The following is a 22,090-nucleotide window of genomic DNA, read 5'->3' on the forward strand; positions in this document are numbered from 1 at the left end:
TATGTCAAAAATCACAACAATCATTGATATTGGGTCAAACTCAATGAGAATGGTTGTTCTAGAAAAGAGTAGTAGGTTTGCCTTTAGTCTTATAAATGAGACAAAAAGTAAGGTTAAAATTTCTGAAGGTTGCTATGAAAATGGCGGTAATCTTCAGGAAGTTCCAATGCAAAGAGCCTATGAAGCTTTAAAATCATTTTTAAATATTTCAAATGCTTTAAAATCAAGAAAAATTTTATGTGTTGCAACATCAGCTTTAAGAGATGCTCCAAATTCTAAGATATTTTTAAATAGAGTTAAAAAAGATTTAGATTTAAATATCAAAATCATAAATGGAGAAAAAGAGGCATATTTTGGTGGAGTTGCTACTTCAAATCTCCTACCAGATGATAATTTTGTAACTGTTGATATTGGCGGTGGTTCTACTGAGTTTTGTTTTGTAAAAGATGGAAAAATAAAAAAATCTATATCATTAGATGTTGGTACAGTAAGATTAAAAGAGTTATATTTTAATAAAAACAATTTAGATGGTGCTAAAAAATATATTTTAGATAGCTTAAAAAAAGTTTATGATTTAAATGAAGAAATTCCTTCTAAAGTTGTAGGAATTGGTGGAAGTATTAGATTTCTATCAAAATTAATTATGCAAAAAAACTGTTATCCTTTAGATGCAATTCATGGGTTTACTTATAGTGTAAAAAAGGAAGAAAAACTTTTTGTTGATATATTAAAAACAAAAACAGTTGAAGATTTAGAAAGACTAGGAGTTAAAAAAGATAGGTTTGATACTATAAAAGAAGGAACTTTTATTTTTAAAACGATTCTTGATGAGTTAGACACAAAAACTGTTGTAACTTCTGGAGTAGGTGTTCGAGAGGGAGTTTATTTAACAGATCTTCTTAGAAATTCAAATCATAAATTTCCAGAGAATTTTAATGTAAGTGTTAGAAGTTTACTTGATAGATTTCAAATTGATGCAAAACAAAGTGCTTATGTGGGTACTAATGCAAGTAAAATATTTGATGTATTAAAGCCAATTCATAATTTAGATGAAAAGTATAAAACACTTTTAGTTGTTGCTTCAAAGCTACATTCAATTGGAACTACTTTGAATTTTTATAAATCAAATGATAATGCTTTTGAGTTTATTTTAAATGGGCTAAGTTATGATTTTTTTCACTCTTCAAGAGTTATAGTAGCTTATATATTGAAATTCTCAAAGAAATCTCTACCAAGACAGAGAGATTTAGAAGAATATGAAGAACTTTTACCATCTTTGGATACTATGCAATGGCTTTCGTTTATGATAGCACTTAATTTAGCTGTAAATATTGATTTTAGTAGACCTAAAGTGAAATATGTTTTGCTCAATAATACATTGCATTTAGAATTACCTAATAAATCATTTTTGGTTGAATCATATATTGAAAAATTAGAACTTCCACAAAAACTATTTTTAGAGATTTTATAGTGGAAAAGATAGCTATTATAAAGCTATCTGCAATGGGTGATATTATTCACTCTATGGTAGCTTTAGAATTTATAAAAAAGTACTATCCAAGCATTAAAATTGATTGGTTTGTAGAAGATGCTTTTTCTCAAGTTTTGGAATATAATCCAAACATAAATAAGATAATAAAATTAAACCTTAAATCTATAAAAAAATTAAAAAAAAATATTTTTTCTCAAATATCTTTTATTAAAGCTTTTAAAGAAGAGAATTACGATCTTATAATAGATGCTCAAGGACTTATTAAATCTGCACTTGTTGCTAGAATTTTGGGAAAAAATATTGTTGGATTTTGTAAAAATTCTACAAGAGAAGGATTTGCAAGTTTTTTTTATACAAAAAAAGTAAGTATAGCTTACGATAAAAATGTAATAGAAAGAAACTGTTTTTTAATCTCTAAAGCTTTAAACTTTGATATATCAACAGAGGATATTTTAAATAAAAAACCATTTTTATTTTTCAAGAGTGAGAATAAAGTAGTCTATGATTTTTTATCTAAAGATAAAAAGAATATATTATTAATAGTTGGGGCTAGTTGGAAGAGTAAAATGTATTCTAAAGAGAAGTTTGCTAAAATAGTGTCAAATATTGATGAAAATTTTATAATAGCTTGGGGAAATGAAGAAGAAAAATCTATAGCTTCTTTTATATCAGATAATTCAAGTGCTAAAGTTTTACCAAAAATAGATTTAAATAGTTTAAAAGCATTAGTATCAAAAGTTGATTTAGTAATAGGAAATGATACTGGACCAACTCATATGGCTTGGGCTTTAAACACTCCAAGTATTACAATATTTGGAAATACCCCAGATTATAGAAATACATATCTTACAAATATAAATAGAACAGTAAAATCTAAATCTTTTGTTAATCCATTTAAGTTAAATAAAGAGGATTTTTCTATAAATGAAATAAATGAGCAAGAGATTATAAAAATAGCGAAGGAGCTTTTATGTATAGAGTGATAAAAGATTATTTTAGACTTTTTTTATATAACACTTTTATCTTCTTATTTTTAATTACTCCTAAATTTATTATGGAAAAGTTTTTAAGATTTTTAGCATTTTTAGCTTATAAATTAAATAAAAAACATTTAAAAGTAGCAAGAGCGAACCTTGATTTAGTTTATAAAGATTCTATAAGTAAAGATAGAAAAGAAGAGATAATTTATAACTCTTATAAATCTTTAGTTTTTAATATGTATGAATTTATTGAAAATCAAACTATTTCAAAAGAAGAACTTTTAAGTAAAGCAAATATTTTAAATAAAGAGATAATAGAAAAAGCTTTTCAAGATAATAGAAAAATTATTTATATGACTGCGCATTATGGCGGTTGGGAGATAACTTTACCTTATATTGCACTAATGTTTGGAGATATTGCGGTTGTAAATAGAAGAATGGATAATCCTCATATTCAAAAAAAATATGAAATAGCTAGAAGTAAAAATAGAATTACTATGCTTGAAAAAGAGACTGCTGCTAAGGGGATGCTAAAAGCTTTTAAAGAAAATAAAAGTGTTGCAATTGTTATAGATCAACATATAGGTAGCGGAATAGAAGTTGAATTTTTGGCTCAAAAAGCTTATGCGACAGATTCAACTTCTCGGTTGGCTTTAAAATTTGGTGCTATTATTATTCCAATTTTTACAGTAAATAATGGTTTTAGAGATTGGACAATTAAAGTTTGTGAGCCAATTGATGTTAAAACTTTTGATTTTAAAACAGATGATAAAGTTAAAGAGTTAACTCAAATTCAAAATGATATTGTTTCTAAACAAATTTTTGATAAACCCGATTTTTGGTTATGGCAACATAAAAGATTTAAAAAATTTCATAAAAATATTTATAAAAAGTAGAAATTTGAGTAGTATAGAAATAATTGCTAAAAAAGAATTTGATTCTTCACGAAGTGATATATTCCCTTTTGTTTTTGAAAACAGAGCTTATTGGTTAAAAAAAGCTAGAGCCACAAAACCAGATAGAATACAGGAATTTTTTTATAAATTTTTACCTTTTGAACTATTAATTCCTCCTTTAAAAAAAAATAAAAAAGAGGCTTTAGATTTTGAAGTTTCTAAGCTTGAAAAATTTTATAGTTTAGGAATAAATGTTCCAAAAGTGGTTGTTAAAAATAACGATTATTTTGTTTTGGAAGATAGTGGGAAAAGTGTAAATAGAATTTTAAAGAATAAGAATATTGTAGAAAAAGATTTTTATTATTATATCGATTTAGCTTTATTTGAACTTGTAAAAATACACAATTGTAACTCCTTTCATGGTGGTAGTCAATTGAGAAATTTTACTTTTAAAGATGGTAAAGTTTTTGCTATTGATTTTGAAGAGAGTTTTCAAGATAATGTAGATATAAAAAAACTACAATATAGAGATTTTTTGTTGTTTCTATTATCATTTTTAAAATTAAAAAAGCTTAATTTTAAGATAGATTATGAAAGAATAATTAATAAATATTTAGAACTTTCCTCTAATTTTGAGTTTAAAAATAAATTAATAATTTTTAGTAAAAGACTCAGATTTTTTTCGTGGTTATATGAAAAAGATTTTATAAAAAAAAGAGTTGGAAGTGACGTAAAATATTTTTTTGAATTAATAGAAATTTTAAATAAAATGAGAAAAAATGCAAAATAAACCGAAATATCATCTTTTTAAAAATACAAAATATGCATTAGATGGATTAATAACAGCAATAAAAACGGAAAGCTCTTTTAAGCTAGAGTTATTTTGTGCAATTTTTATAATTGCTGGGATAATATACATTGATACTAGTTTAACGAACAAACTAATATTACTTATAACTGGGATTTTGGTTTTGATTGTAGAGTTATTAAATTCTGCAGTTGAAAATGTAGTTGATTTATGTACAAAAGAGATACATCCTTTAGCTAAAAATGCAAAAGATATAGGTTCAACTGCTGTTATGTTTACAATAGGATTACATACAGTTTGTTGGGTTTTAATACTCTTATTTTAAGGTATTTAGATGAGCTTTAATAAAATCTGGGTTTTGGATATTGTAAAAAAACTATTTTTCGTATATATAGTATTTTTACTTTTTATGACTATTTTTAGAGTAGTTTTTTTTACATATTACAGTGAATTAGATAATTTCAGCAATTTTAGTTTTGATATACTAAAAATGTTATTTTTAGGTTTTAGAATTGATTTAACTGTGATTGGATATATCCAAGCTATACCAACTTTTGGAATAATTACCTTATACTATTTAAATAATGATAAACTTTTCAGAATTTTTCAGAATTTCTTGGTTTATTATATTTTTCTATTCTATTTTATTGTAACTATACTTTTATTTGCTGATTTTGGTTTTTACTCTTATTTTAAAGATCATTTGAATATATTGTTTTTTGGACTTTTTGAAGATGATACTGTAGCTTTATTAAAAACTTTTTGGGAAAATTATAGTGTTGTTCCAATTTTATCAATATTTACTTTTTATTTAATTTTTCTTTTTTTTATCTTAAAAAAAATATTTAAAAATAACAGTGAAAATTTAAAGTTGATTTTTTTAATAAAAATTCCATTTTTCTTTTTTCTTTTTTTAATAGTATTTAATTTTTTTATAATTCGTGGAACTTTTGGAATGTATCCTTTAGGGAAAATGATTCCAAATGTTTCAACAAATGAATATATTAATAAAATGAGTCAAAATGGTGTTAGAGCATTTATAACTGCGTATGATGTGAGAAATAAATTTAAAAAAAGTAAAATTGATTATATTAAAGAAACTGGATTTGAAAACAATATAGCAGAAGCATTTAAAATACACAAAAAATCTTCTAATATTGATGAACAAAATCTTTTAAATAATATAACTTATACAACAAAAAAAATAGACAATCAAGATTATAATGTTGTTGTAATTATGGTTGAAAGTTTTGGAATGCCAATATTAAAATATCAAAGTGAAGAGTTTGATATTATGGGAAATTTGAAAAAACATTTTGAAGAAGATATTTTGTTTACAAATATTATTAGTGAAGGTGATGGAACAATTTCTAGTTTAGAAGCACTTTTATTAAATATTCCATATAGGCCAAATAGTTTTCCATTTTCTCAATCAGATTATGCACAAACAAGTTTTTCTTTTACTCCTGCATTCTTATATAATAATGAAGGCTACAATACAAGCTTTATTTATGGAGGAGATTCTACATGGAGAGATTTAGGAAAATTTATTAAATATCAGGATTATAAAGCGGTAGATGGGAAACAAGATATTTTTTCTTCAATAAAAGTTACTAAAGAAGAGAGTGAATATTTTCATCCATGGGGAATTTATGATGAGTATTTATATGATCATATTTTAAATAAACTTGAAAAATCAAATGGTAAAGAGATGATTGTAGCACTTAGTACAAATAATCATCCACCTTACAATATTCCAAATGGATATAAGAGCAAGATTTTAAGTTATAGTGAAGATTTGAGAAATCATATAACGGGAGATTTTGCTTTAGCAGAGCAAAGATTAAAATCTTATGGTTATGCCTTAGATAGTGTAGGAACTTTTTTAGATAAATTTAAACAAAGTAAATTTAAAGATAATACAATTGTAGTTATAACTGCAGATAACAATACAATTGAAGGAATTATGAAGTATGATAATAATCCAATTTTTACAGCAAAAAACATTCCAATATATTTTTATTTACCAAAAAACTTAAAAGAAAAGTTACAGATTGATACTACAGTTGCTGGAAGCCAAAAAGATATTTTTCCTACTTTATATAATTTGACTTTAAATGGTGTGAAATATTTATCAATAGGAAATAATCTTTTTGATAAAACAGTTCAACATTATGGATTTAATGGATCTATGATTGTAAATAATGGAAGTAAAGTTAGAAAATTAAATAGTTTAAAAGATAAAAGTAGTGATGAAATTATAAATTATTACAAAGCTAGTTTAGCAGTGACAGAATATTTAATAAAAAATTATAAAAATGAGGAGTAATAAATTATGGATAAACAAAGTAAGCAAACAATTAAATGTAAAATTGCCATCGCAGGAACAGGATATGTAGGTTTATCAAATGGATTACTCTTAGCTCAAAATAATGAAGTAGTTGCTCTAGATATAATTCCAGAAAAAGTAGAAATGATTAACAATAAAATATCTCCTATTGAAGATAAGGAGATAGAAGAGTATTTAAAAAAAGATAATATAAATTTTAAAGCTACTTTAGATAAAAATGAAGCCTATAAAGATGCTACTTTTGTAATTATTGCTACTCCTACTGATTATGATCCACAAACTAATTACTTTAATACAAAAAGTGTTGAAGCAGTAATTAAAGATGTATTAGAAATAAATCCAAATACAACTATGATAATTAAATCAACAGTTCCTGTTGGATATACAAAAAGCTTAAAAGAAAAGTTTAATACGCAAAATATAATTTTCTCCCCAGAATTCTTGAGGGAAGGAAAAGCTCTATATGATAATTTATACCCAAGTAGAATAATTGTAGGTGAACAAAGTAAAAAAGCAGAACTTTTTGCTTCACTGCTAGCTGCTGGTGCTATTAAAAAAGATATTCCCATTCTTTTTACAGATTCAACTGAAGCTGAAGCTATAAAACTATTTTCAAATACATACCTTGCTATGAGAGTTGCATACTTTAATGAATTAGACTCTTACGCTCAAACTCATAACCTTGATACTAAACAAATTATTGATGGTGTAGGATTAGATCCTCGAATTGGAACTCATTATAATAATCCAAGCTTTGGGTATGGAGGTTACTGCTTACCTAAAGATACAAAACAACTTTTGGCAAACTATAGTGAAGTACCAAGTAATTTAATAGAAGCTATTGTAAAATCTAACTCTACAAGAAAAGATTTTATTGCAGATAGTATTATAAAAAGAAACCCAAAAGTAGTTGGTGTATATAGACTTGTAATGAAAAGTGGAAGTGATAACTTTAGAAGCTCTGCAATTCAAGGTATAATGAAAAGAATAAAAGCAAAAGGTATTGAAGTAGTAATATATGAACCAGTACTAAATGAAGAAACTTTTTTTAACTCTAAAGTTATAAAAGATTTAGATGAATTTAAAAAGATGTCAGATGTAATAGTAGCAAATAGACAAAGTGATAAACTAAAAGATGTAGAATCAAAAGTTTATACTAGAGATATTTTTGGTAATGATTAAATAGGGAATAAAAAGTATATGAAGATATTAGTAACAGGAACAGCTGGTTTTATAGGTTATCATTTAGCAAAAAAACTACTTAATCGAGGAGATGAAGTAGTAGGATTAGATAATATAAATGACTACTATGATGTAAATCTGAAATATGCAAGATTAAATGAACTTGGTATTTCAAAAGCAGAAATAATAGAAAATAAATTAATCTCTTCAAAAACTTACCCAAAACATAGATTTGTAAAAATGGATTTGTCTAATACAAATGAGATGTATAAACTTTTTGAATCTGAGAAGTTTGATGCTGTTTGTAATCTTGCAGCTCAAGCAGGTGTTAGATACTCTATAGAAAATCCTCATGCATATATAGACTCTAATGTTAAAGGATTTATGAATATACTTGAAGCTTGTAGACATAATAATGTAAAAAATTTATGTTATGCAAGTTCTAGTTCAGTGTACGGACTAAATAAATCTCAGCCATTTAAAACAAGTGATCATACAGATCATCCAATAAGTCTTTATGCTGCTACAAAAAAATCAAATGAGATGATGGCACATACATACTCTCACTTGTATAATATATCAACTACAGGACTTAGATTCTTTACTGTTTATGGACCATATGGAAGACCTGATATGGCTCCTATTCTTTTTGCAGATGCTATCTTAAATGATAGAGAGATAAAAGTATTTAATTATGGAAATATGAGTAGAGACTTTACATATGTAGATGACATAGTAGATGGAATAATAAAAGTAATAGATAATCCAGCAATATCATCTAAAGATTTCAATCCAGAAAATCCAAAACCAGATATTTCAACAGCTGCATATAGAATATATAATATAGGAAATAATGCACCTGTACAATTACTAGATTTTATAGAAACATTAGAAAAAGCAATTGGAATTGATGCAAAGAAAAACTTTCTTCCAATGCAAGCAGGAGATGTGGTAAGCACTTACGCTGATGTAAGTGATTTAATAAAGGATTTTGATTATAAACCAGATACAAAGTTACCTGATGGAATTAAAGAGTTTGTTAAGTGGTATAAAGATTTTTATGGAAAATAATAGTTGGAGGAAAATTTGAAAGATAAGATATGTATAATAGGATTAGGGTATGTAGGGCTTCCATTAGCTCATGCTTTTTCTTCTAAATATCCTGTAGTTGGGTTTGATATTAATGAAAAAAGAATTGAAGAACTAAATAATGGCTATGATAGAACTGAGGAATTGAGTGAAACTCAAGTTAAAGAAACAATAAAAAATGGTATGAAATTTTCTTTAGATATAAATGATATTAAAGATTGTAATATATTTATAGTGACTGTACCAACTCCAATTGATAGAAATAATAAACCAGATTTAACTCCACTTATAAAATCATCTCAAACAGTTGGAAAAGTACTGAAAAAAAATGACATAGTTATATATGAGTCTACTGTTTATCCAGGTGTTACAGAAGATGTATGTGTTCCTGAATTAGAAAAAGTAAGTGGATTAAAATTCAATGTGGATTTTTTTGCTGGATATAGCCCAGAGAGAATTAATCCAGGGGATAAAGAGCATACTGTAACCAAAATATTAAAAGTAACATCAGGAAGCACTCCAGAAATTGCAGATAAAGTAGATAACCTTTATAAATCTATAATATTGGCAGGAACACATAAGGCAAGTTCTATAAAAGTAGCAGAAGCTTCTAAAGTTATTGAAAATACTCAAAGAGATGTAAATATTGCTTTAATTAATGAGTTGTCTTTAATTTTTAATACAATGAATATTAATACAAGTGAAGTTATAGCAGCAGCGGCTACTAAATGGAACTTTATAAAATTGATGCCAGGATTGGTTGGTGGACATTGTATAGGAGTAGATCCTTATTATCTGACATATAAAGCAGAGGAATTAGGTTATAAACCAAACTTAATTTTAGGTGCAAGACAAATAAATAATGGAATGGCTAAATATATTGCAGAGCGAACTATAAAACTTATGATAAAAAAAGGTATTCAAATTAAAGACTCAAAAGTATTAGTTTTAGGAATAACTTTTAAAGAAAATTGTCCAGATGTAAGAAATACAAAAGTAATAGATATAATTAATGAAATGAAAGAATATGGATGTTTTGTTGATGTATCAGATTATTGGGCAGATAAAAATGAGGTAAAACATGAATATGGATTATCTTTAATTGATAAATATAATTTTGATGATTACCAAGCAGTAATATTAGCAGTTAGTCATGATGAATATAAGAAATTAAAAATATCAAATGAGAATAAAGTGATATTTGATATTAAATCTATATTACCAAATTCAGATGGAAGATTGTGAAAATGAAAGACATAATATTAGCAGGAAGGATTGGAACAAGACTTTATCCAGTAACAAGAAGTATTATAAGTAAGCAACTGCTTCTTACATATGATAAACCTACGATATATTATCCACTTTCAGTATGATTTAGTAAAGGATATATATGTTCAATAACAAAAATAAAACAATACTAGTAACTGGATGTGCTGGATTTATTGGTTCAAACTTCGTACCATACTTCCTAAATAAATATAAAAACTATAATCTAGTAAACCTAGACCTTTTAACTTATGCAGGTAATCTAGAAAATCTTAAAGAGTGTGAAACAAATCCTAACTATAAATTTATTAAAGGTGATATCTGTAATAGAGAATTAATAGAGTTTATATTTAATGAATATGATATCTCTGGTGTTATTCACTTTGCAGCAGAATCTCATGTAGATAACTCTATTAAAAATCCAGGTGTGTTTGTTCAAACAAATGTAAATGGAACATTCACTTTAATTGATGTAGCTTATAAATATTGGATGACTAAACCATTTAGTTATAAAGATAAATATAAAAACTCAAGATTCCATCATATATCTACTGATGAAGTATATGGAACATTAAGTGAAGATCCAAATGATCTGTTCACTGAAAAAACACCTTACGCTCCAAATTCTCCATACAGTGCAAGCAAAGCTTCAAGTGATATGATAATTAGAGCATATAATGAAACATATGGATTAAATACAGTTATTACAAACTGCTCAAATAATTATGGTCCAAAACAACATGATGAAAAACTAATCCCTACAATTATTAGAAATGCTCTTAAACAAAATCCAATTCCAATATATGGTGATGGAAAAAATATAAGAGATTGGTTGTATGTACTTGATCACTGTAGAGGTATAGACTTAGTTTATCATAATGGAAAAACTGGAGAAACATATAATATTGGTGGAAGAAATGAAAGAACAAATCTTCAAATAGTTGATAGAATTACAACTATTTTAGATGAACAAGTTTCACTTCCTAACTTTTCATATAAAAGTTTAATAACTTTCGTAGAAGATAGAGCTGGACATGATAGAAGATACGCAATAGATGCAACAAAGTTAGAAGAAGAACTTGGTTGGAAGGCAGATGAGAATTTTGATAGTGGAATAGTTAAAACTATTAAGTGGTATTTGAATAAATATGGAATAAATAAATGATAAATGTAACAAAAACTTACTTACCAAATAAAGAAAAATATAAAGAATATGTAGATGAAATATACGCAAATGGATGGCTTACGAATAATGGTCCATTGGTACAAAAACTTGAGAAAAGACTTGCTGAGTATTTAGGAGTAAAAAATATAGTTCTTGTATCAAATGGTACAGTTGCTCTTGAGATAGCTTATCGTACACTTGATATAAAGAGTTTTGCTATAACTACTCCTTTTAGCTTTGTAGCAACTACAAGTTCTCTTGTAACAAATAATATTTTACCAATATTTGCTGATATAGATAAAAACACATTTAATCTTGACCCTAAAAGTATAGAAAAAATTATCACTCCAAATACAAGTGCTATAGTTCCTGTTCATGTATTTGGAAATGCTTGTGAAGTAGAAGAAATAGAAAAAATAGCAAAAAAGAGTAATTTAAAAGTTATATATGATGCAGCTCACGCTTTTGATGTAAAATATAAAAATCAAAGTGTATTAAATTATGGTGATATTTCCACTCTTAGCTTTCATGCTACTAAACTTTTTCATACAATTGAAGGCGGAGCCTTAATAATAAATGATGATGAATTAGTACAAAAAGCACGATATCTTATAAACTTTGGTATTAAAAACACTGAAGAAATACCACATCTAGGTACAAATGCAAAGATGAATGAATTCGAAGCAGCAATGGGACTTTGTGTACTTGATGATATAGAAAATATAAAAGAAAAGAGAAAAGTTGTAGTAGAAAATTATAGAGAAAAACTAAAAGATTTAGTTCAATTTCAAGAACAAAATATAAATGCATCTGAGAACTATAGTTATTTTCCAATTGTTTTAAAAAGTGAAGAACAACTTTTAAAAGTACAAAAAGCTTTAAATGATGAAAATATATTTCCAAGAAGATATTTTTATCCATCCCTTGATACTTTAAAATATATAGAACCAAAGCAAGAGTGTAAAATATCAAGAGACATTAGTAAAAGAATTCTTTGTTTACCAGTTTATGTTGAATTAGATTTTGATAACCAGAAAAAAATTATTGAAATATTAAAGAGTAGTATTTAGATGATAGAAAATAGATTAAGCATTTTTAATAAAATTTATAATATTTCTAAAGATAGTCAAGATAAAGTCACTCTTTGGATGAATCATTTATTAGTAGTTTATGCTTTTTTAATTCCTATTCATAATAAGGCTAAGACTTCGGTTTTTTTTTGTATTCTACTTCTATTTTTATATAGAAGAAATTTTATATATTATTTAAAAATTGCTTTTAAAAATTATTTATTAAAATACTTTTTATTATTATATTTGTTATTTGTAGTTGGTATGTTATATACAAGTGATTTGGAATCAGGTTTTTCTTTTATGGATAAAGCAAAATTGCTATTATATCCTTTAATATTTTTAAGTTTTTTAGATGAAAGATTCTCTTTTAGAATTTTGAATGCTTTTATTTTCGGGGTTTTATTATCTGAAATAGTATCTTATTTAATACATTTTCAGATGATTCCTCCTGAATTATTTATAGGAGAATATAAAATTTATAAAAGTATTCTAGAAGATCCAAGTCCATTTTTTACTCATGGAATACATAATATGTTTTTATGTATAGTAATAACAATTCTTATATATAGAATATTAGTTAAAGATATAAAGAATTATAAATTTAAAATATTATCTCTTATTTTTATAACAACGGCCTTTTTAAATATTAGTTTGATAGGTGGAAGGGTAGGATATGTTGTATTATTTTGTTTGATCTTCTTTCTAATATTTTTGATTTATAAAAAAGAGATATTAAAAGGAATTTTTATTTTACTATCAATTTTTTTTATAATGTTTACATATCTATATAATTTCTCAGATCAGTTTGATAAGAGAATAGAAGATGGAAAAAATGATTTAGAGAAAATTATTACTGAAAAAAATTATAATAGTTCTATAGGACTTAGAATTATTACTGGATATTATGTATTAGAAATTATAAAAGATAATTTTCTAATAGGTGTAGGTACAGGTGATGTAATGCAGGAAGTTGATGAATTAGCAAATCAAAAACATTCTTATATCAAACTTATTTCTCATCCTCATAATCTTTATTTGGAAATATTAGCACAGTTAGGAATAATTGGTTTTTCTATGATGTTACTAATGTTTTATAAAATTTTATGTTATGAAGCAGAAGATAGGAAAAGAAGTGATATAGCTAAAATTATTACTGTTGCTTTTTTGATATATGTATTAACAGCATCTTTTTGGTCACATCTAGCAACTTTTGTTACATTAATTAGTGCTATGATATGTGTTCAAAAATTTGATGTTCATGTTAAAGAAATAGATAAAGAATCTATATTAAAATATATTTTAGTTATTATTATTTTCTTAATAATAGGAATTACAAAATGAAGTCATTAAAAATAGTATATATTTGCCGTTCAATAATACCTTCACGAACTGCGAATAGTGTAAATGTAATGAAAATGTGTGCAGCTTTTGCTTCTTTAGGTCATCAAGTAATTCTTTTTGCTCCTATTACAAAAAAGCTTGAGGAAAAGAATGTAGAGAATATTTTTGAATTTTATGGAGTTGAAAAGAATTTTGAAATAAAAAAGTTATTTTCTCCAAATATAAAATTTTTAAAAAAAAGAATATATTCTTTTAGATGTTTAAGTCAGGTTAAAAAAATAAATCCAGATTTAGTTTATGGTAGAGATGATATTTTGTCTTTTTATTTGGCGCAAAAATTTGGATATAAAACTCTATTTGAAAGACATGATAGTTTCAATAAAAATAGTGTAGATGAAAAGTTATTTAAAAAATTTATTGATAATAATACTAATGAATATAAGTTGGTAACTAACACACAAAAATTAAAAGAGTATTATTGTAAAGAGTACAATTTAAAATGTGATCATGTTCATGTAGCATCAAGTGCTACAGATGTGCCAAATGACTTTGATACAATACCTGATGATTGTGAGAAATTTAAAAATACTTTTAATGTAGGATATATAGGTAAGCTAGCTAAAATGAGAGGACTCGAGATAATTATAAAGTTAGCTAAAAGTCTTCCAAATATGTATTTTCATATAGTGGGTGGTGATGAAAGAGATATAAAATATTGGAAAAATGAAGCTAGAGATCTTAATAATATAATTTTTCATGGATTTATAAATCCAAGAAATACATACAAATATAGAAATTTATGTGATGTTCTATTGGCTCCCTATATAAATGCTGATGAACTCTTTGATTATATGTCTCCTATAAAAGCTTTTGAATATATGGCTTCTAAAACTCCAATGATTTGTTCAGATTCAAAAATTATAAGAGAAACTATAAATGAAAATTGTGCTATTTTGGTAGATAATAATGATATAAATTCTTGGATAAACGCTTTAGAAAAACTACATAATGATTTAGAATTTACGAAAAGATTAATTGAAAATGCTTATCAATATTGCTTGGAAAATTTCACTTATGAAGCTAGATCTAGAAAAGTATTAGATTTTATAGAGAGAAATAATTAGGAATCAAAATGAAAAAAATAATTGCATCTTTAACAACATATGGTAGCAGAATAAATAGTGTTGACCTAACTTTAAAAACAATTCTTAATCAGACAAAGAAAGCAGATAAAATAATTTTGTGGTTGGCTGAAGATGAGTTTAATTTCGATAATATACCTAAAGACTTATTAGCTTTACATACTAATAACTTAATAGAAATTAAGTTTTGTAAAGATTTGAAATCTTATAAAAAATTAATTCCAACTCTAAAATTATATTCTGAAGAGATAATTATTACATTTGATGATGATATTTTATATAAGGATGATTTAATAGAAAAATTATATGCTGAGCATTTAAAATTTCCAAATACAGTTATTTGTGGAAGAGGGCATAAAATACGTTTTAATATTAACAATAGTTTAAAGAAGTATAGTAAATGGGATAGAAGAACACAAGATTTCTCAGAAGATTATGATATTCTTCCTACAGGTGCAGGAGGTGTTTTATATCCACCTAATTGCTTTTATAAAGATATATTAGATGAAAGTTTATTTTCTAGATTAGCACCAAATGCAGATGATATATGGTTTAAAGCTATGACTTTAATGAACAATAAAAAGTCTAAAATACTTTTTCAAAATAAAAAAGAATTTACAAGATTAGAAACAATTGAAGATACTCAGAATGAAACTTTATATAGTAAAAATAAATATTCTAATGATAAATATTTAAAAAACGTTTTTGATAGCTATAACTTATATGATAAATTTAAAATGCCTATTTCAAAGAGAATATTTACTAATATAAAAATATTTTTAAAAAGAAAAATTAGTTTATAGGAATTTTATATAATGATTATTGAGTTAAAAGAAGATTTTTTGTTGGGTGAAGGTGGAGAAAGACTAGTTTATATACATCCACATGATGATAATAAAGTTATAAAAATTTTGAAACCAGGATTAAGTAAGCATAACTTCCAAAATGAATTAGAATTTAAGTATTATGATTTCTTAACTAAAAAAAATAGAGATTTTTCCAATATAACAAAATGTTTTGGATATATAGATACAAATTTAGGAAAGGGTTTAGTATTTGAAAGAGTAATTGATTATGATGGAAAAGATTCAAAATATTTTAAATATTATTTAAAAAAACATTTTTTTTCAGAAGATCAAGAAAAAAAATTATTAAACAATTTAAAGAATTTTTTAGAAAATAATCAAATATTATTTATTGACTGTAATACCCAAAATTTATTTTGCAAAAAAGTTAGTGAAGATAAATATACATTAATAATTTATGATGGATTAGGAGCTAGAAGAGATAGTATAAAACTATCTCTTTATATGAAAAGTAAATTATATACCAAGTATAAGATAAAAAAACAGTGGAAGCTTTTTATCAAAAACTGTGAAAAATCAAAAGCTTCAACTTTAAAAAACTAGTTTAAATTATCAATTTTTCAAATATCTTTTTCTAAATCTTCTAATTAAATAATTTAAGTTTATTTTCTTTGCAAGTTTAGATTTTGAATTTTTGAATTTATTTAAATAATTCTCTTCATTTTGAATAAAAAACTTCTCTAATTTATTTAAGTATTTTGTTTTATACATATTATAATCATCTATATATTTATTTGTGAACTCTTTATTTGCTAATATAAGTTCGTAATATGATACTAATCTATTGAAAATTAAACTTTTTATAAATCTTTTAATACCTTTATCTTCTTCTAAATCATAATAATAAGTATAAGTTTCTAATATTTTTTTTGTACTGATAATATATTTTTCTGTTTTTTCACCAGTCATAACAGAATTTGGTCTAATCCTATAAACATAAGCATAATTATCTATGAATGATACTTTTTTAGCATCATAAAAAAGTCTTAATAAAGATTCTGCATCATCAGAAATAACCCCAGAAGTGTAACCAAAGTTAATTTCTTTTAAATAACTTTTTTTTAAAAGTTTATCCCAAGGAGTATTAGTAATATTTCCTTTTTCCGCAGTTGAAAGATATTCTTTTCCTGTATAGATTTTGTTATTTTCTCTATTTATAGAGAATTTTTTTAAAGAGTTATTTTTTAAAATTAAATGATTAAAGTTAAGGATATCTAAAGATGCTTTTTTTGCAATTCTGTATAACTCATTTAAACAATTATCATTTGCTAAATAGTCATCATTGTCTACAAAGTATACATATTCTCCATTTGCTATTTGCAGTCCATTATTTCTTGCTATTGCTGAACCAGCATTTTTTTGATCAATTATTATCATATTTGGAAATTTTGTTTTGTACATATTTAAGATATCTAATGAACTATCACTGCTACCATCATTTACACAAATTAACTCTATATTTTCAACTATAGTTTGTTTTAAGATACTTTGTAAACATTCATCTATGTATAATTCAGAATTATAGACAGGAATTACCACACTTATAAAAATTTCTTTATTTGACATTTTTTACTCTCTTTCAATTTTATACTAATAAATTCATATACTCTTTTTTTTCTCTTTCTGGAGCAAAAATATTTAATGCTTTTTCATGATTATCTTTTGCTTTGAGTTTTTCTTCCTCAAAATTTATTACAACTTTTAATAGAATTTCTTTTAAGTTTTCAACATTATTTTCTTTTGTTAAATGAATATGAAATCCTAAGTCTTTAAATTCACTCGAAGAAGTATCGTCATAAATTATAGGAATAAGACCAAAGCCTAAACTTTCAATTATTGCATTACTCATTCCTTCTCCTAAGCTTGGAAAGATGAAAATATCACTTTTTTGTAAATACTCTTTTACCTCTGAAGTATAACCAATAAATTCAACATGATTTTTTAAAGAAGAATTTTCTAGATAATTTTTCATAGTTTCAAAATAATTTTTATCTTGAATGTCTCCTAAAAATTTTATTGTAAAAGGTACATTGTTTTCTTTTAAAATTTCACATGCTTTTATTACTTCAAACTGACCTTTTCCCTTATTTATTCTTCCTACATGAACTAAATCTATTGTATTGTTTAAAGCTTTAAAATTTACATTTTCTTGCAATTTTAAAGATGAATATATCCTTGTAACAGTTGCATTCTTAGGGATTGGAAGAATATTAATAATATTTTTTCTCATATATTCACAATTTCCTACAAAATAGTTTACATTGCTATAAAGAAGTTTATGAAAAAAATCTTTTTTTGAAGTTGTTTTTTTTGAACCTTGTCTAATTATGAAATTAATATTTAGACCTAAAGTAGCAAAATATATTGATTTCATTTCTGAGGCACCTAGAAAAATTACATTTTTAATATTATTTTCTTTTAGGATTTTTCGTATTTTAAAAATAAGTTTAAAACTAAAATTAGATGAAAATTCTACAATATGAACTTTTACATTGTAGTTTTCAAAATGCTCTTTTCTATTAACTATATAGCTATTATCTCTGGCGATAAATTCTACTTCTAAATCTTGGCTTAGAAGTCTTGCTAATTTTACTGATGCAAGTTCCATTCCTCCATTCACTCTTGATAGACAAATAATAGCTGTTTTTTGTTTCATAATCACCTCATAAAATAGGGATTGTATCTTAATTAAATTAAATTTTCTATATAATATAAACTATATTAATAGTACAAAGGTTATTTTTGAAAATTACAGCAAATATTATTACACTCAATGAAGAAAAAAATATTGAAGCCGTTATAAAATCAGTTCAAACTGTATGTGATGAAGTTTTAGTTGTTGATTCTTTAAGTAGTGATAGAACTTGTGAAATTGCAGAAAGTTTAGGTGCAAAAGTTATAAAGCAAGCTTATCTTGGAGATGGGCCACAAAAAGCATTTGGAGCACCTTATGCTTCAAATGACTGGATCTTAAGTATAGATGCTGATGAAAGATTAGATTTAAATGCTATAGAAGAGATAAAAAAATTAGATTTAGAAAACAGTTCTTATGATGGATACTCATTTGCTAGGAAAACGTTTGTTGGGAAAAATTATATAAAGCTTTGGTATCCAGATAGAGTTGTAAGACTTTATAATCGTAAAAAATGTGGTTTCTCAACTGCAAAGGGTCATGCTAGAGTTGAAACAAAAAATGTTTGTAATTTAAAAGCTGATATGTTACATTACTCTTATGATGATTATATACACATGATAAGAACAACTGAAAAATTTATAAAAAGAGGGGCAATTTTAGCTCATGAAGAAGGCAAAAAAGCATCAGTTTTTGATCCAATAATTCATGGCTTAGGTGCTTTATTTAAAGCTTTAGTATTAAAAGGTGGTGCATTTCATGGTATTAATGGTTGGAATGTAGCTGTAATTTCAGCATATAGTTCATATATGAAGTATGCTATTATGTTGGATATGCAGAGAAATGGAAAATAAAAATATTTTAGAAGTTTGTTTGTCTCCTGATTTAGGTGGATTAGAACTTTATATGCAAAATTGTTCAAGAGAACTTTCAAAAGAGTTCAATGTTCTTTGTACTATTTCAAATAAATCTAAGTTGAAACCTTTTTTAGATGATTTAAAAGTTGTAGAGATAAAAAGGAAAACTGGTTTTTCTTTTTTTTCTTCAAGAAACTTAGCTAGTATTATTGATGAAAACAAAATTGATCTAATTCATATTCACTGGACAAAAGATATTCCAATTGTGGTATTTGCAAAACTTCTATCAAAAAGAAAACCAAAAATTGTTCAAACTAGACATATGACAATGACAAGATTTAAGAATGATTTTTACCATAAGTTTTTGTATAAAAATATAGATATGATAATTTGCGTTACAAAGGCTTTAGGAAATCAGATAAATAAGTTTATTCCAGAAAATATTAGACCTGAAGTAAAAGTACTATATTTAGGTGCTAAGAATGTAAAAGAATTTGCAGAAGATGAATTAAAGGTTTATAAAGAGAAATTAAATACAGAAAATTCTTTTATAGTAGGTTTTGTAGGTAGAATAAATGAAGCAAAAGGGCAATATCTTTTGATTGAAGCTTTAAAAAGATTAAAAATAAAAAACTTAGATATAAAAGTTTATTTTGTTGGACATGCAATGAATGAAGAATATTTAAACTTTTTAAAGCAAAAAGTAAAAAGTTATAATCTTGAGAAAGAAGTTAATTTTTTAGGTTTTGTAAATGAACCTAGTAAATTTATGCAAATTTGTGATGTTATTGTTGCTGCTTCAAAAAATGAAACTTTTGGTTTAGTTGTAATTGAGGCCATGAAGAATCAAACGGCTGTTATTGCTTCAAAAAGTGGTGGTTTTTTAGAAATAATTGATGATGGTTTAAATGGTTTGTTATTTGGAAATGAGAATGTGGAAGATCTTTGTATGAAAATAGAAAAACTTTACCATGATAAAAAATTAAAAGATACTTTAGTTTTAGAAGCAAAGAGAAAAGTTGATTTAGAGTTTGATAGCCAAAAACAGTTTAAAAAATTAATTGAAGTTATAAAAGAAGTTTAAATAAAGAGTTATAAAGTAGCAAAAATTTACTACTTTATAAAATTAAAATCTTTAGTTAGATTATTTTCTTTATCAAAAGAAATTTTTAGAATTCCATCAAATCCTGATATATCCGCACCACAAACATAATAATCCTCTTTTGTATTAAAATATTCATATTGTTTTTGATATCCTAAAAGATAACTTATTAAATTCCCAATTTGATAATGTGAAATGTATGGAAAATCTTGAAAATAATTACTTAAATTTTCTGGATTATTTATTCCATAAACAAAAAATGGAATTTGCCAAACAGAATCAAAATCTAATCTTCCATGCCCATTTCGATTTTTCTCCATACTTGTACTATGATCTGAAGTAAATATAAAATATGTTGGACGATTTGTTTTTTCACTAATTTTTTTAATTATATTTTCTATAACATAGTCTGTATAACGAACAGAATTTAAATAATTAATAAGATTTTGATTTAATGTTTTATCTTCAATATTATCTTTGTTATAAATTTCAAATTCTTTAGGATATGTATCATAAAATGGACTATGAGAAGCTCTTTGATGCAGTGCTATAAAACTAGGTTTTGAAAAATCAATATCATCTATTTTTGTGATTAAATACTCATCAAATGCTGGAGTTCCTGTATCTTTAGTTAAATTAGTACCATCAAAATAATCATCAATAAAATTAGTACATAAATAGCTTTTTAGCTGAGCTAATTGATCTTGTGCTTGTGCAGAGTAGAAATATGTTTGGAAACCATTTTCTTTTGCCATTTTAAACATACAAGTATTTTGAGATATAGCTTGAGGAACTCCATCTGGTTGTTTTATCATATTAAAAAAATTAGGAATTCCTACATCTGTTACTACTCCTGAAGATATAGCATCTTTATAAATAAAATTTTTATCATTTTTTAAACTTTCTAAATAGGGTGTAGATTTTATATGATAACCATATAAAGACATGAAATTTCTATTTGCACTTTCTCCCATTATTACAACTACATTTATGTCTGGATTATTTAAAATAATATTTGGAGTAGGAACAACAGGTTGTTCTAATCCACTGTAATTTGATAAAAATTTTTTAGGTAAAATAATTGCAAAAAGATGACTAATTGATAAATATGAATTTTTTATTTGATAATATTCTACTGATGGACGATGACCTTTTCTTGTATTGTCTTTTAGATATAAATTAATTGGATTTATGAAAATTGCAATAATCAAGATGTAAGATAAATAACGAATTTTTAATCTTTTTTCTTCATACTTTTTTAGTAAATAGTAAATAGAAATCAATAATATAAAGAACATAATTGTTGGGATAATAGTTATATTTGTAACAGATTTAAATGTATCAAATACTTCTTTGAATTTTGTAAAGAATAACATATATTCTAAAGGAAAAATCCAAGTTCCAAAATATGAGAAGTGTAAAAGTTGAAACCATACAAATGTTGCTAATATTATATAAACTACAAAAATAGCTCTACTTTTAACAATGGAAACGATTAATAAATTTATAAAAAATTGTTCTAAGAAAGATTTAAAATCTAAATTAAAAACTAAAATATTATTATAGAGTCTAAATATTTGGTCAAAACTTACAAATAGTAAAGTTATAATAAATGCTAATAAGATATTGTAAGTAAACTTTATAAAATTATTTTTCATTGATAATCCCTTCTACAAATAAAAGCAAGAATTATTATAAATATATATATAATATTTCCTTAAATAAAAGAAAATGGATTCAAAAGATATAATTTATTTTAGAGATTATAAAGTTCAAATGAATAGTGGAAAAGATATAATTAAATTCTAAATTTCACATAAAATATGATATGTTTAATAGTTTAAGAAGG

The 22,090-nt window shown here is 24.8% G+C and carries 20 protein-coding genes and 1 pseudogene; 18 read left to right on the forward strand and 3 right to left on the reverse strand.

Annotated features, from left to right (window positions below; translation table 11 throughout):
* The first annotated feature begins 1 nt into the window (after position 1).
* From ACBT_RS03575 to ACBT_RS03650, 16 genes and pseudogenes are all read left to right on the forward strand, one after another.
* Positions 2–1,471 carry a Ppx/GppA phosphatase family protein gene (locus ACBT_RS03575; RefSeq protein ID WP_024775454.1) on the forward strand — a complete coding sequence of 490 codons (1,470 nt, stop codon included), beginning with the start codon at positions 2–4 and terminating at the stop codon, positions 1,469–1,471.
* On the forward strand, positions 1,471–2,475 hold the full coding sequence (gene waaC / locus ACBT_RS03580) for a lipopolysaccharide heptosyltransferase I (RefSeq protein WP_024775453.1): 1,005 nt from the start codon (positions 1,471–1,473) through the stop codon (positions 2,473–2,475). Before ACBT_RS03575 ends, waaC begins: the two co-directional genes overlap by 1 nt.
* A complete protein-coding gene (locus tag ACBT_RS03585; RefSeq protein WP_034218648.1) occupies positions 2,463–3,368 on the forward strand; it encodes an LpxL/LpxP family acyltransferase in 906 nt (301 codons plus the stop codon). The genes waaC and ACBT_RS03585 overlap by 13 nt, the downstream gene beginning before the upstream one ends.
* Positions 3,369–3,372: 4 nt before the next feature.
* Positions 3,373–4,158: a BUD32 family EKC/KEOPS complex subunit gene (locus ACBT_RS03590; protein ID WP_024775452.1), complete on the forward strand. Its 786-nt coding sequence runs from the start codon at positions 3,373–3,375 to the stop codon at positions 4,156–4,158.
* Positions 4,148–4,501, forward strand: coding sequence for a diacylglycerol kinase (locus tag ACBT_RS03595; RefSeq protein ID WP_024775451.1), 354 nt, complete (start codon positions 4,148–4,150; stop codon positions 4,499–4,501). The genes ACBT_RS03590 and ACBT_RS03595 overlap by 11 nt, the downstream gene beginning before the upstream one ends.
* 9 nt (positions 4,502–4,510) lie before the next feature.
* Positions 4,511–6,505 carry an LTA synthase family protein gene (locus ACBT_RS03600; protein WP_024775450.1) on the forward strand — a complete coding sequence of 665 codons (1,995 nt, stop codon included), beginning with the start codon at positions 4,511–4,513 and terminating at the stop codon, positions 6,503–6,505.
* Between the two features lie 6 nt (positions 6,506–6,511).
* The gene (locus ACBT_RS03605) at positions 6,512–7,708 is read left to right on the forward strand and encodes a nucleotide sugar dehydrogenase (RefSeq protein WP_024775449.1); all 1,197 of its coding nucleotides are present in this window, start codon (positions 6,512–6,514) and stop codon (positions 7,706–7,708) included.
* Between the two features lie 18 nt (positions 7,709–7,726).
* On the forward strand, positions 7,727–8,779 hold the full coding sequence (locus ACBT_RS03610; protein ID WP_024775448.1) for an NAD-dependent epimerase: 1,053 nt from the start codon (positions 7,727–7,729) through the stop codon (positions 8,777–8,779).
* A 15-nt stretch (positions 8,780–8,794) separates the two neighbouring features.
* Positions 8,795–10,042, forward strand: coding sequence for a nucleotide sugar dehydrogenase (locus ACBT_RS03615; protein WP_024775447.1), 1,248 nt, complete (start codon positions 8,795–8,797; stop codon positions 10,040–10,042).
* A 2-nt stretch (positions 10,043–10,044) separates the two neighbouring features.
* Positions 10,045–10,167, forward strand: a pseudogene (locus ACBT_RS03620) (sugar phosphate nucleotidyltransferase); the annotation flags it as partial.
* 20 nt (positions 10,168–10,187) lie between these two features.
* A complete protein-coding gene (gene rfbB / locus ACBT_RS03625; protein WP_024775446.1) occupies positions 10,188–11,228 on the forward strand; it encodes a dTDP-glucose 4,6-dehydratase in 1,041 nt (346 codons plus the stop codon).
* The gene (locus tag ACBT_RS03630; RefSeq protein ID WP_024775445.1) at positions 11,225–12,298 is read left to right on the forward strand and encodes a DegT/DnrJ/EryC1/StrS family aminotransferase; all 1,074 of its coding nucleotides are present in this window, start codon (positions 11,225–11,227) and stop codon (positions 12,296–12,298) included. Before rfbB ends, ACBT_RS03630 begins: the two co-directional genes overlap by 4 nt.
* Positions 12,299–13,642, forward strand: a complete 1,344-nt coding sequence (locus tag ACBT_RS03635; protein ID WP_024775444.1) for an O-antigen ligase family protein — start codon at positions 12,299–12,301, stop codon at positions 13,640–13,642. It begins immediately after the preceding gene.
* Entirely contained in the window at positions 13,639–14,766 is a 1,128-nt protein-coding gene (locus tag ACBT_RS03640) for a glycosyltransferase family 4 protein (RefSeq protein WP_024775443.1), read from the forward strand. The genes ACBT_RS03635 and ACBT_RS03640 overlap by 4 nt, the downstream gene beginning before the upstream one ends.
* A gap of 8 nt (positions 14,767–14,774) precedes the next feature.
* A complete protein-coding gene (locus ACBT_RS03645) occupies positions 14,775–15,587 on the forward strand; it encodes a glycosyltransferase family A protein (protein ID WP_024775442.1) in 813 nt (270 codons plus the stop codon).
* A gap of 12 nt (positions 15,588–15,599) precedes the next feature.
* Entirely contained in the window at positions 15,600–16,193 is a 594-nt protein-coding gene (locus ACBT_RS03650; protein WP_169729047.1) for a YrbL family protein, read from the forward strand.
* 9 nt (positions 16,194–16,202) lie between these two features.
* Here the strand turns inward: ACBT_RS03650 and ACBT_RS03655 are convergent, their stop codons facing one another.
* Together ACBT_RS03655 and ACBT_RS03660 are read right to left on the reverse strand one after the other, a co-directional pair.
* Positions 16,203–17,216, reverse strand: a complete 1,014-nt coding sequence (locus ACBT_RS03655) for a glycosyltransferase (protein ID WP_024775440.1) — start codon at positions 17,214–17,216, stop codon at positions 16,203–16,205.
* Between the two features lie 19 nt (positions 17,217–17,235).
* Complete coding sequence (locus tag ACBT_RS03660) at positions 17,236–18,306, reverse strand: glycosyltransferase (protein ID WP_024775439.1); 1,071 nt, start codon at positions 18,304–18,306, stop codon at positions 17,236–17,238.
* A gap of 86 nt (positions 18,307–18,392) precedes the next feature.
* Between ACBT_RS03660 and ACBT_RS03665 the strand changes: the two genes are divergently transcribed.
* Positions 18,393–19,136, forward strand: coding sequence for a glycosyltransferase family 2 protein (locus ACBT_RS03665; protein ID WP_024775438.1), 744 nt, complete (start codon positions 18,393–18,395; stop codon positions 19,134–19,136).
* Positions 19,126–20,223, forward strand: a complete 1,098-nt coding sequence (locus tag ACBT_RS03670; RefSeq protein ID WP_024775437.1) for a glycosyltransferase family 4 protein — start codon at positions 19,126–19,128, stop codon at positions 20,221–20,223. Before ACBT_RS03665 ends, ACBT_RS03670 begins: the two co-directional genes overlap by 11 nt.
* A 29-nt stretch (positions 20,224–20,252) precedes the next feature.
* Here ACBT_RS03670 and ACBT_RS03675 read toward each other — a convergent pair whose 3' ends face one another.
* Positions 20,253–21,899, reverse strand: a complete 1,647-nt coding sequence (locus tag ACBT_RS03675; RefSeq protein WP_024775436.1) for a phosphoethanolamine transferase — start codon at positions 21,897–21,899, stop codon at positions 20,253–20,255.
* Positions 21,900–22,090 lie beyond the last annotated feature (191 nt).

It is taken from the genome of Aliarcobacter cibarius (genome assembly GCF_013372265.1).
Lineage (GTDB): Bacteria > Campylobacterota > Campylobacteria > Campylobacterales > Arcobacteraceae > Aliarcobacter > Aliarcobacter cibarius.

Bases quoted from the DNA above. Each gene is read 5' to 3' on its own strand.
- ACBT_RS03575 (WP_024775454.1), top strand. From the start codon at position 2: ATGTCAAAAATCACAACAATCATTGATATTGGGTCAAACTCAATGAGA.
- ACBT_RS03585 (WP_034218648.1), top strand. From the start codon at position 2,463: ATGTATAGAGTGATAAAAGATTATTTTAGACTTTTTTTATATAACACT.
- ACBT_RS03595 (WP_024775451.1), top strand. From the start codon at position 4,148: ATGCAAAATAAACCGAAATATCATCTTTTTAAAAATACAAAATATGCA.
- ACBT_RS03600 (WP_024775450.1), top strand. From the start codon at position 4,511: ATGAGCTTTAATAAAATCTGGGTTTTGGATATTGTAAAAAAACTATTT.
- ACBT_RS03605 (WP_024775449.1), top strand. From the start codon at position 6,512: ATGGATAAACAAAGTAAGCAAACAATTAAATGTAAAATTGCCATCGCA.
- ACBT_RS03610 (WP_024775448.1), top strand. From the start codon at position 7,727: ATGAAGATATTAGTAACAGGAACAGCTGGTTTTATAGGTTATCATTTA.
- rfbB (WP_024775446.1), top strand. From the start codon at position 10,188: ATGTTCAATAACAAAAATAAAACAATACTAGTAACTGGATGTGCTGGA.
- ACBT_RS03630 (WP_024775445.1), top strand. From the start codon at position 11,225: ATGATAAATGTAACAAAAACTTACTTACCAAATAAAGAAAAATATAAA.
- ACBT_RS03635 (WP_024775444.1), top strand. From the start codon at position 12,299: ATGATAGAAAATAGATTAAGCATTTTTAATAAAATTTATAATATTTCT.
- ACBT_RS03640 (WP_024775443.1), top strand. From the start codon at position 13,639: ATGAAGTCATTAAAAATAGTATATATTTGCCGTTCAATAATACCTTCA.
- ACBT_RS03645 (WP_024775442.1), top strand. From the start codon at position 14,775: ATGAAAAAAATAATTGCATCTTTAACAACATATGGTAGCAGAATAAAT.
- ACBT_RS03650 (WP_169729047.1), top strand. From the start codon at position 15,600: ATGATTATTGAGTTAAAAGAAGATTTTTTGTTGGGTGAAGGTGGAGAA.
- ACBT_RS03655 (WP_024775440.1), bottom strand. From the start codon at position 17,216: ATGTCAAATAAAGAAATTTTTATAAGTGTGGTAATTCCTGTCTATAAT.
- ACBT_RS03660 (WP_024775439.1), bottom strand. From the start codon at position 18,306: ATGAAACAAAAAACAGCTATTATTTGTCTATCAAGAGTGAATGGAGGA.
- ACBT_RS03670 (WP_024775437.1), top strand. From the start codon at position 19,126: ATGGAAAATAAAAATATTTTAGAAGTTTGTTTGTCTCCTGATTTAGGT.
- ACBT_RS03675 (WP_024775436.1), bottom strand. From the start codon at position 21,899: ATGAAAAATAATTTTATAAAGTTTACTTACAATATCTTATTAGCATTT.